Source organism: Paenibacillus sp. AR247 (genome assembly GCF_002968895.1).
GTDB lineage: Bacteria > Bacillota > Bacilli > Paenibacillales > Paenibacillaceae > Paenibacillus_AQ > Paenibacillus_AQ favisporus.
Genome location: NZ_PCZT01000009.1, coordinates 2,277,013 through 2,287,921, shown reverse-complemented (window position 1 = coordinate 2,287,921; position 10,909 = coordinate 2,277,013). Strand labels below are relative to the sequence as shown.

General features: G+C 53.0%; 9 protein-coding genes and 3 pseudogenes. 10 read left to right on the top strand and 2 right to left on the bottom strand.

The window, feature by feature from the left end:
* The 5 genes and pseudogenes from CPT76_RS19250 to CPT76_RS19230 form a co-directional block, all read left to right on the top strand.
* Positions 1-752, top strand: a 752-nt coding sequence (locus CPT76_RS19250) for an extracellular solute-binding protein (RefSeq protein WP_146116356.1), incomplete at its 5' end; no start/stop codon positions are given.
* A gap of 12 nt (positions 753-764) precedes the next feature.
* Complete coding sequence (locus CPT76_RS19245) at positions 765-1,724, top strand: carbohydrate ABC transporter permease (RefSeq protein WP_076169189.1); 960 nt, start codon at positions 765-767, stop codon at positions 1,722-1,724.
* A 13-nt stretch (positions 1,725-1,737) separates the two neighbouring features.
* A pseudogene (locus CPT76_RS19240) lies at positions 1,738-2,602 on the top strand (carbohydrate ABC transporter permease).
* A gap of 16 nt (positions 2,603-2,618) precedes the next feature.
* Positions 2,619-4,084, top strand: a pseudogene (locus tag CPT76_RS42185) (hypothetical protein).
* Positions 4,074-4,700 carry a Yip1 family protein gene (locus CPT76_RS19230; RefSeq protein WP_105443970.1) on the top strand — a complete coding sequence of 209 codons (627 nt, stop codon included), beginning with the start codon at positions 4,074-4,076 and terminating at the stop codon, positions 4,698-4,700. Before CPT76_RS42185 ends, CPT76_RS19230 begins: the two are co-directional and overlap by 11 nt.
* 373 nt (positions 4,701-5,073) lie before the next feature.
* On the opposite strand, the gene CPT76_RS40075 is transcribed toward CPT76_RS19230, so the two are convergent.
* Positions 5,074-5,268: a hypothetical protein gene (locus tag CPT76_RS40075; RefSeq protein ID WP_258168596.1), complete on the bottom strand. Its 195-nt coding sequence runs from the start codon at positions 5,266-5,268 to the stop codon at positions 5,074-5,076.
* A 353-nt stretch (positions 5,269-5,621) separates the two neighbouring features.
* Here CPT76_RS40075 and CPT76_RS40070 point away from each other — a divergent pair, with 353 nt between their 5' ends.
* From CPT76_RS40070 to CPT76_RS19215, 4 genes and pseudogenes are all read left to right on the top strand, one after another.
* Positions 5,622-5,966 (top strand): DUF5696 domain-containing protein, encoded by a 345-nt coding sequence (locus CPT76_RS40070; protein WP_258168595.1) that lies wholly within the window; start codon positions 5,622-5,624, stop codon positions 5,964-5,966.
* A gap of 196 nt (positions 5,967-6,162) precedes the next feature.
* Positions 6,163-7,137 carry a DUF5696 domain-containing protein gene (locus tag CPT76_RS40065; protein WP_258168594.1) on the top strand — a complete coding sequence of 325 codons (975 nt, stop codon included), beginning with the start codon at positions 6,163-6,165 and terminating at the stop codon, positions 7,135-7,137.
* Positions 7,134-8,041: pseudogene (locus CPT76_RS19220) on the top strand (carbohydrate ABC transporter permease). Before CPT76_RS40065 ends, CPT76_RS19220 begins: the two are co-directional and overlap by 4 nt.
* Before the next feature lie 17 nt (positions 8,042-8,058).
* Entirely contained in the window at positions 8,059-9,006 is a 948-nt protein-coding gene (locus tag CPT76_RS19215) for a carbohydrate ABC transporter permease (protein WP_076169184.1), read from the top strand.
* Positions 9,007-9,127: 121 nt separating this feature from the next.
* Here CPT76_RS19215 and CPT76_RS19210 read toward each other — a convergent pair whose 3' ends face one another.
* Positions 9,128-9,904: a helix-turn-helix transcriptional regulator gene (locus CPT76_RS19210; protein WP_105443969.1), complete on the bottom strand. Its 777-nt coding sequence runs from the start codon at positions 9,902-9,904 to the stop codon at positions 9,128-9,130.
* Between the two features lie 179 nt (positions 9,905-10,083).
* Between CPT76_RS19210 and CPT76_RS19205 the strand changes: the two genes are divergently transcribed.
* Positions 10,084-10,909, top strand: an 826-nt coding sequence (locus CPT76_RS19205) for an Ig-like domain-containing protein (RefSeq protein WP_181152928.1), incomplete at its 3' end; no start/stop codon positions are given.

Genomic DNA, 10,909 nt, shown 5'->3' with positions numbered 1-10,909 from the left:
CCTCTAGTATCGAGGCCGCCAACGCGAGCCTGGTGCCGAACCCGACGTTCTCCATGCTGCTGTACCAGGACGGCGGCGAATTTTACCAGGACGGCGGCAGAAAGAGCGCGCTGGATTCCGAAATCTCCATGGATGCCTTCAAGAAATGGACACAGTTCTATACGAGCTACAAGTTCCCGCTGCTGGCCGACTTTCCGAACCGGTTCCGTACCGGCGAAATGCCGATCGGCATCGCGGATTATACGACGTACAACATGCTGACCGTCCTGGCGCCGGAGATCAAGGGGCTCTGGGAATTTACCATGGTGCCCGGCACGGAAAAGGACGGCACGATCCATCATGAAGTGGCGAGCCACACGACCGGCGTGATGATGCTCGAGGGCGCACGGGATCAAGAGGCGGCTTGGGAGTTCATGAAATGGTGGACGGATAAGGATACCCAAATCGCATACGGCCGCGAGATGGAAGGGCTGATGGGCGAGGCTGCCCGTTATCCGACAGCCAACGTCGAGGCGCTCGAGGAGCTGCCTTGGCCGGTTAAAGACTATCGCAATTTGGAGAATCAGTGGAAATGGGTCCGGGGGATCCCGCAAGTTCCTGGCGGCTATTTTACCGGCCGGCATCTGGACAACGCATTCCGCAAAGTCGTCAACGCCAGCGAGAATCCCCGCGAGGCTTTGTCGGATTACCTCTTGTACATCAACGACGAAATTGCGGTCAAGCGGAAGGAATTCAATTTACCTGAACAGTAAGGGGGGAATCGGATGCAAGCCGAAACAACCAGCAAGGCCGCCGTATCGAGCCTCGTGCAGCCGAAAAAGCAGTCGCGGCTGGCCAACGTCTGGAGAGAGCTGAAGAAAAACAAGCATTATTACATCCTGATGAGTCCGTACATGCTGATCTTTTTTGCCTTTACGGTGGTTCCGGTCGTGTTCTCGATCGTTCTCAGCTTCTTTTATTTCAATATGCTGGAATTCCCCCGTTTTGTCGGGTGGCAGAACTACTCCAGACTGTTTTTGAATGATGACGTCTTTATGATCGCTTTGAAAAATACGCTGCTGTTCGCGGTCATTTGCGGACCGATCAGCTACATTGCCTGCTTTCTGTTTGCATGGATTATCAATGAGCTGTCCCCGAAGGTCCGCGCGTTGATGACGCTTGTTTTCTATGCGCCGTCGATTTCCGGCAACGTTTTCTTTATTTGGCTCATTATTTTTTCAGGCGACAGATACGGCTATTTGAACGGCTTTTTAATAAAATTCGGCTTTATGCTGGAACCGATTCAATGGCTGACGAACGAGAAGTACATTTTGCCGATCATCATGATCGTCCAGCTGTGGCTCAGCCTGGGCACCAGCTTCCTGGCTTTTATTGCGGGCCTGCAGACGATCGACAAGTCCCTGATTGAAGCCGGAGCGATTGACGGCATTCGCAACCGCTGGCAGGAGCTGTGGTTCATTACGCTGCCGTCCATGAGGCCGCAGCTGATGTTCGGTGCGGTTATGCAGATCACCAGCTCGTTTGCGGTGGCCGATATCTCGGTGGCGCTCGCCGGTTTTCCCAGCGTCAACTACGCGGGGCATACGATCGTCACTCACTTGATGGATTACGGAACGATCCGCTTTGAAATGGGGTATGCGTCCGCGATTGCGACGGTGCTGTTCGCCATGATGCTCGGTGCCAACAAATTGACGCAGCGATTGCTCAGAAAGGTAGGGGAGTGATTTGGTGACGAGAATGATGGCCGCCTTTCGCATGCCGAGAAGGCTGAACCGCTCTTTTACCGTCAGCTTTATGCTGTTCGCATTCCTGGCCGTATTCGGCGCATTCATGGCGCTGCCGCTGATCTACGCCGTTAATAATGCTTTTAAACCGCTGAACGAACTGTTTCTGTTTCCGCCGCGTTTCTTCGTGAACAATCCGACGATGGACAACTTTTACGATCTGGTGGCGTTAATGGGAAATTCCTGGGTTCCGCTGTCCCGGTATATCGTGAATACGCTCTTCATTACGATTGTAGGGACCGTCGGCCATATCCTGCTGTCGTCCGCCGCGGCCTATCCGCTGGCAAAATACCGTTTTCCCGGGTCCAGGATCCTGTTCTCGATCGTCGTCATGTCCTTGATGTTTTCCGGGCATGTTACGGCGATTCCCAACTATATGGTGATGTCGTGGCTCGGCTGGATCAATACGCACGCATCGATTATCGTCCCGTCGCTTGCGTTCCCGCTAGGCTTATTCCTGATGAAGCAGTTCATGGAGCAGATTCCAGATGCCCTGCTGGAAGCGGCCAAAATCGACGGGGCAAACGAATACCCGGATTTATTGGACGATCGTCATGCCCAACGTGAAGCCTGCTTGGCTAACGCTGATGATTTTGCAGTTTCCGATGCTGTGGGGCTCGGACGGGGGCAATTTCATTTACAGTGAGAACCTCAAGACGCTTCACTATGCCTTAGGCCAAATCACCGCGGGCGGGATTGCCCGGGCCGGCGTGGGAGCTGCCGTCGCGCTGATTCTGATGGTCGTGCCGATTACACTCTTTATCATTTCGCAGAGCAACGTCCTTCAGACGATGGCGACCTCCGGAATGAAAGAATAGAGGGGAGACTAGCACGATGCGAATGAGCATACCGAAAGTGAAAAAGTACCTCCTGGTGGCTGCCCTCTGCTGCCTGCTGGGGACGAGTATAGGCGTAAATGCGGCTCACGCCGAAGGCAGCGCCTCCTACAACTATTCCTTCTGGAATGACACGACGCCGGCTCCTGCCGCGTATGAGGCCACGTCCTTGCTGAACGGCACGCAGCTTGGCGTGGGCCCCTTCAAAAACCCGAGCGACATCCACGTAACGGCCGACAAAGAGATTTATGTGCTCGATTCCGGCAACAACCGCATCGTCGTCCTCGACGAGCATTTTAAGCCGGTTAAGGTGGTGGATTCCTTTGACCACAAGGGGAAGAAAGATACGTTCAATAACCCGCAAGGGATCTTCGTGACCGACCGGAAAGAGCTCTTTATCGCCGATACGGGCAATAAACGGGTGGTTCATCTGGATTCAAACTTAAGGGTGGCGGGGGTGCTTGAAGCGCCGAAGTCCGACCTGCTGCAGGCCAATTTCGATTTTCAGCCGGTTCGGGTGGTTGTTGACACGGCGCAGCGGATCTACGTCATGTCGACCGGCGTATTTGACGGTTTTATGGAATTCAATCCGGACGGGGCGTTCACCTCGTTCATCGGCGCTAACCGGGTGACGGTTGATCCGGTGGAGCTGTTCTGGAAAAGGATGTCTACGCAGGCGCAGCGGAGCCAAATGGTGATGTTCACACCTACCGAATTCACGAACCTGGATATGGATGACGAAGGCTTCATTTACGCAACAAGCGGTGACTACTCGAATAATCCGATCAAAAAACTGAACGCTCAGGGTAACGATATTCTCCGGCGGACGGGATATCTCAGCCTGTGGGGGATATCCGGTATTCAAAAGATGTCGGCCCTTCACGGCTCATCGATATCGATGTCACCGACAGCGAAATGTATTCGGTCCTCGACTCCAAGCGGGGCAGAATCTTCACTTACAGCGGGGATGGACATCTGATGTACATATTCGGCGGCTTGGGCAACCAAATGGGCCAATTTAACACCCCCGCGGCGATTGAACGGGTCGGGGACGATTTTCTTGTGCTGGATAAGGCATTCGGCGAGATAACAGTGTTTCAGACAACAGCGTACGGCCGGATGTTGAACGAAGCGGTCCGGAGCTACTACAGGGGCGATGAGGAAAAGGCGTTTGATCTCTATCAACAGGCGATCAATATGAATGCGAACCTGGAATTTGCTTATTCCGGCGTGGGCAAGGCCCTCCTTCGGAAAGGGGACTACAAAGGGGCTATGCAGTATTTCAAGGAAAGCTATGATCAAGCCAATTATTCAAAGGCGTACCTGCTTTACCGCAAAGAGGTGATGAGAGAATACTTCCCGGCAGTCATGACCGGATTGATCGTGCTTGCCGCAGCTCTCCTGCTCTTCAAAAAGCTCCGGAAGCGGATGAGGAGACAAGGAGGTGTTACGATTGAATCGTGAGCTCGTAAAATACCCGCTATATCTCATCGTGCATCCGTTTAACGCCTATTGGGACCTGAAATACGAACGAAACAAGCGGCACATGCTGATCGCTTCCTTGATTATTTTGTTTTTGATGATCATCACCAATATCCTTAGCAACCAGTACAGCGGCTTCCTAGTCAAAATCACCAATCCGGATGATATGAACAGCCTGATGGAAGTAGTGTACATCGTTGTCCCGGTTTTGTTCTGGTGCGTGGCCAACTGGTCGCTGACGACGCTCATGGACGGCGAAGGGAAGTTCGTTGAAATTTTTACATCGACTTGCTTTGCCCTCGTTCCGATGATGATCATCAACTTCCCGTGGATCTGGCTCAGCAATGTCATATCACTGCAGGAGACGGCGTTTTATAACTTCTGCAGCACCGCGGCCTTCCTCTGGTCGGCGTATCTTTTGTTCGTCGGCAACATGACCGTGCATCAATACTCGCCGTCGAAGACCATCGGGACGATCCTGCTGACGATCGTGGCGATGGGCTTTATGGCTTTTATCTGCCTGCTGTTTTTCGGACTGATTCAGCAGATGATTTCGTTCGTTCACGTCATTTATCAGGAAATCATGCTTAGAAACTAAAGAAAGGAGGAGAAACCATGCGCAAAGCCAGAATCGCCCTGTGGCTCCCGGTACTGATCGCGGGGATCGCGCTGGCCGGCTGTGCTGATTCGAACGCCGCCCGCTCCGGGGCCAATGATGCACCGGCTGCAGCCCAATTCACCAAGGGCCAGCCTTTGAAGGCGGCTTTCACCGACGCCCGTGCAGCCGGCATGAAAGGCGTAGCCGAAAATGAACGACTGCGGCTGTTCGTGGATGAGAGTACGGGCGCTATTGCTGTGTTAAATAAGGAAACCGGAGAGACATGGTACAGCAACCCGCCGGAGCAGGGCAAGGATCCGCTCGCCTCGGGGGTGAACAAAGCCAACCTTTCTTCCCAGCTCAAGATCGATTATTACAACAATTTCGGCCAGGTGAATTCCATCAATACGTTCACGGACAGCGTCTCGCATAAGCAGATCAAATTCGAACCGATCCCAAGCGGGGTAAGGGTCACGTACCAGTTCGGAACTGCCGTGAAGTCGGCGGCCGATTTGCCGATGATGCTCAGCAGCGAGCGTATCGAGGCAATGCTGGGCAAGCTGGACAAAACGGGTCAGCGGGCTCTGAAAATCGCCTATAAAGAAGATCCGGATAAAAAGGTGTATGTCCGTAACGACAGCGCCTTAAATGGACTGCAGCTCGATCGCGCCTTCAAGGCATTCGACGATGCCGGATACACCGAAGAGGACCTCATGAAGGACATGGAGGAGCTGCATTTTACACAGGAGAAGCCGGAACCGCGGATATTCCTCGCATCGATCGAATATGCCCTGGACGGCGGCAGCCTAGTCGCCAAAATCCCTGCATCCGGTATTCAATATCCGAGCGCATATCCGATCGGGATATTTCCTTTCTCAGCTTTTTGGTCGCCGGCAGCTCCAAGGAGAGGGGACGATCTTCGTGCCGGACGGCTCCGGCGCGCTCATCCATTTCAACAACGGGAAAAAGCAGTATCCCGCTTACCAGCAACCGTTGTACGGGGAAGACCTGACGATGAAGACGACCGAGGATGCCAAGACCGAGCAGGCGGTCCGGCTGCCGGTGTTCGGCATCATCCGGGAAAGCGGCGCGATCCTCGGCATCATCGAGGAAGGTGCCGCGGCTGCAGCTATCCATGCCGATATCAGCGGAAAGCTGAACAGCTATAACTATGTATATCCCAGCTTCAATGTCATGAACAAAGGAGAAGTGACGCTGCAAGCGAACGGCCAGGAGCGTACGCTGCCCAGGTTCCAGGAACGGTAAGACAGATACGCCGTTCTACCTGCCAGCTGGTCGGCGGCATCGCCAAACAGAAGCATGTCGCCGGCATTCCTTACCGGACGATCGAGCCTCTCACGACGTTTGTAACAGTCGGAGGATATCATCAACCAGATGAAGAGCCGTGACATCTCCAACATCAAATTGAAATTTTCGGGCTGGTTCAATGGCGGATTGGATCATGAGGTTCCGGATCATATTTTCGGTCGACAAGGCGGTCGGCGGCAGCAATGGATTGCGGGGCTTCCTATCGTTCGCACGGGATCAAGGGGTTTCTTTCTTTCCGGATGTTGCAGTTTTGACTGCGAATACGGGGAAGGGATTCAACGAGAACGCGAATGCTGCGAGAACGCTGAGAGGCGTTCCTGCCGCTCTCTATCCGCTGGATCAGGCGCTCAATCGGAGGGACCGGGATAAGCCGCCGTCTTATGTTGTATCCCCGCGGCTTACCGTTTCCTATACCGAGTCGGTGCTGAAGGGCTTGAAAGGGTATCAAACGGGCGGCATTTCACTCCGGGATCTCGCCGATCAGCTCAACAGCGATTACCGCAAGCACAATCAACTGGATCGCACGCAGTCCGAGAACCTTTCGGTTCAAGCGTTGGGCAGCATCTCACAGCAAAATTTGAAGGTCATGGCGGACGGCGGCAACGCTTATGCGCTCCCATTCTTGTCGGATATTACGAACGCGCCGATGTCCGGCAGCCGATTCAAGATCGAGGACGAAGAGATCCCATTCTATCAAATGGTCATTCGGGGGTCCATCGACTACACGGGAAGCCCGTTTAACCTGTCAACCTATACGGATGAACGGCAGTATATCCTGAAATGTCTCGAATACGGAGCGGGCATGTACTTCGAATGGATCCATGAACCGAATGACAAAGTGAAGGATACGGATTTCAACGACTTGTATGCCGTCCATTACAAGCAGTGGATCGACCAGGCCGCCGAAATGTACCACGAGGTGAACGATGTGCTGAAGAACGTCCGGAATGAGCCGATTACGGGCCATGAGAAGCTTGGCGAAGGCGTGTTCAAGACCGTGTACGGGAACGGCATTTACGTCATTGTGAACTATAACCGTACGGATGTGACGGTGGACGGCCAAACGGTGAAAGCCGAGAGCTATTTGACGGGTGGTGTGCAATCTTGAAGTCGATCATGAAAATCGGCGCGAAGCGGCGGACGTACGCCGAACAGAAGGCGCTTTGGGGCTTTATCTACGTTTTGCCGTGGCTGCTCGGATTCCTTCTCTTTTTCCTGATACCGTTAATCTCTTCATTAAGGTACAGCTTCAGCTCCATCGAAGCCAATGCTAACGGCATGAACATCAGCTTTATCGGCATCTCCAATTACGTGGAAGCCCTTACGGTCAATACGAGCTTTAACCGTACGCTGACGACCTCGATCGTAAACATGGTCATCAACGTACCGCTCATTGTGATCTTCAGCCTGTTTTTGGCTGTACTGCTGAACCAAAGGTTTGTCGGCAGAGCCATTGCCAGATCGATCTTTTTCCTTCCGGTCATCCTTGCCTCCGGAGTCATTGCGAATTTGGAGACGTCCAGCCTCGTTCAGGCCATCAATGAGCAGAACGCCGGCGGTGCCGTGAGCGGCCTGGGGACCAGCGAGCTGACGCGGATCATGGTCAATTCCGGTGTCAGCGATAACATTGTCACGTACCTGACCAGCGCTGTGGATCGCATCTACCAGATCGTCAGCCAGTCGGGCGTGCAAATTCTGATCTTCCTGGCAGGGATCCAGTCGGTATCCCCCCAGCTGTATGAGGCCTCCAAGATCGAAGGAGCGACCGGTTACGAAGCGTTTTGGAAAATCACGCTGCCCATGGTCAGCCCGCTCATCCTGGTCAACGTGATTTATACGGTGATCGACTCGTTCTCCCGGAGCGAAATGACGACGCTGATCAGGGAAACGGGATTTACGAATTTCAATTTCGGCCTCAGCTCGGCGATGGCCTGGATTTACTTCCTGGCGATCATGGTTATTTTGCTAATCATTACGTTTTTCATTTCCAAAGAATTTTCTATCAAGAGTAGAAGGAGCGTGAGCCGCGTTGATCATCGCCCGTTTGTTGTCGCTCGAAAGCTGGAAGCGCTGGCTGTGGACCGTCGTGCGGCTGGTCCTGATGGCAGGACTGTCGTTTGTCATTCTGTACCCCATTCTTCAAAAGATTTCAACGGCCATCAAAGACAAGAGCGATCTGTATTCGCCGATCGTGGTCTTTATCCCGGAGCATTATTCGCTGGACAATTTCAAAAAAGCCATCTCGATCATGGACTATTGGCACACGCTGTTCAATACGTTTACGTTATCGGCCATGACGACGATCCTGACGGCCGTGTCCTGCGCATTTGCAGGCTACGCCTTCGCGCGGCTTAAATTCAAAGGCAGCAATTTGCTCTTTGGAGGCGTCATCCTGACCATTCTGGTGCCGCCAACGACCATTCTGATACCGATCTACATGAATTTGAAGGATTTCAGCCTTATGGGGCTGATCCCGCTGCTGACCGGGAAGTCAGTGAACCTGCTGGATTCGTACTGGCCTTTCTTTCTAACCTCAGTCACCGCAAACTCGCTGAAGGCGGGTCTCTACATTTTTATTTTCAGACAGTTTTTCCGGGGCATCCCCAAAGAAGTGGAGGAGGCGGCTTATATCGATGGGGCGGGCGTAAGCAAAACTTTTATGCGCATCATGCTCCCGAATGCCGTTCCGGCCATCGTTACCGTGCTGTTGTTTTCGTTCGTATGGCAGTGGAATGACAGCTTCTTTACGACAACGTATTTAACGTCGGGCAAAGTGATGTCCACCCAACTGGCGTCGCTGCCGCACAACCTCTCCATCATGCTCGAGGGCGGGGTTGCGACGAACAAGGATCCTTTCTACATGAGCATGGTCCAGGATACCGGCATCTTGCTGGCGATCCTGCCGCTGATCATTATTTATTTGTTCGTGCAGCGTTACTTTGTGGAAAGCATCGAACGGACCGGCATCGTCGGGTAAGATTGGGTTATGGTATTAACGAAAAGGCAGCATGCGGGACCGCATGCTGCTGCTCTATTTTATTTATCTTATAAGGAGAAGGTTTCTATTGGAAACGGATAGAAAGCTGCTTGATTTTATCTCAAGTCCGTAAATCACCCGACTGCCGGTACTCACGAGGCGTGCAGCCCACGATACGCCGGAATTGTCTGGAGAAATGCTCGACATTGTTGTATCCGCACAGCTCGCTGATATCGGCGATTCTAAGCGATCCGTGGACCAGCCTTTCCTTGGCGAGGCGGATTCTGCACTGGATAACGTCGTCCATGCAGGAAATCCCGAAAGCCGCCTTATACAGCGTTTGCAGGTACCCGGGGCTCAAGTGAACGTCATCGGCCATGGAAGGGACGCTCCATTCAGCGCCGGGACGGTTATGGATCGCCTTGCGCAGATTCAGCAGTTTCTGGTAATGCGGCGAATTTTCCTTGGATTGAAAAGCTTCGAGCAGCTTGTTGAACAAGATCCGAAACAGGTAGTCGATCGAGAGCTCCCGGTAATCGCAGCTGAAAAAATTTTCGGTGGCCAGAAGCTGAAACAGCTGGCGGCAGTACCCGGGATCCGGCACCGGAATCGGAACGCCCCGCGGAAGTGCCGTCTCCAGAACGTAGGATTCGTCCGTTTCGAAACGGACCCAGTCATTCACAAATTGGCCTGAGCAGGCGCGGTACATAATCTTTTGGCGAGGGGGAAAAAGAACGGCACAGTTTGCCGGGTACTCCCGGATTACTCCTTGAACCCAGAACTCGGCCGGCGTTTGCGTAAGAATCAGCAGCCAAAAATCATGTCCATCCGGAATGTCATAAATAAAGTCTCCAGGATGGGCGGCATCATATCCGACATAGTAAATGGATGTCGTCATCACGATCTCCAATCTTAGAATAGATCAAGTTTCTGTCAGCATAGATCATTCATTGCTGAGATGTCCTAATTTATAATTTCATAGTAAACGCAATATAAAGTCAATAGAATAATCAGAAATGGCGTTACTCCGTCAGCAAATCCGCATTTGAAATGATCAATAAAGGTGAGGACCATGCCATGATATTGAAAAGCGAATATATCAAAGTACTATGCTATACCCGCACTCCGCAGGAAGACATCATCTATGCACCTAGGCTGGCGTACAGCATGCATCTTGCCTATAGCGAGAACGGCAGGGACTTCCAAGCCTTGAACCATAATTCAGGCGTCCTGTTCGCCAAGGCAACGAACCATGAAAACGGGACGCTTCGTGCCAAAAGCCTGAAAAATCCGTACCTCTTCCGCATTGCCGACGGAAAATTCGGTGTCGTTGCCGTACGGACGGAAGCGGATGGACAGCAGGATGAAGAGAGCCGAGGGGCGGTGCTGTTCTTTACTTCCGGCGATTTGCTGCAGTATCAAGAAATCGGGCTTGTCGATTTGAAGAGCGGTGCTTACGCCCAGGATGTCGCTTGCGAGTACGATGAATCAAGCCAGGCATACGTCATCCGCTGGAGCGACGGGAAGGGCGGCAGCTACCAAAATAAGATTCAGGACCTTTATGATCTGGCTGGCGCCGGGACTCCGGAAAAAGCGGAGGCGTTTACTCTGGAAGCCGTATCGGCCGACATTGAAGGCATCCAGCCCCGTAACGTGATCCGCGTTCCGCGGGAAACGGCACAACGCCTCGTATGCCGGCTTACGGTTCCCGAGAATGTCGCCATTGAAGTTCCGGATGGCATCAAGGCGGCATCGGCCGAGGATTTGAAAGCGCTCAAAGCGACCGCGGTATACAGTGACGGCACCACGGCCCCCAAAGCCGTGGACTGGGATACGGCAGCGGTTCGCTGGGATCAGGCGGGAACCTATCGGGTGAAGGGAAGGGTTCGTCAGGAGCATTATG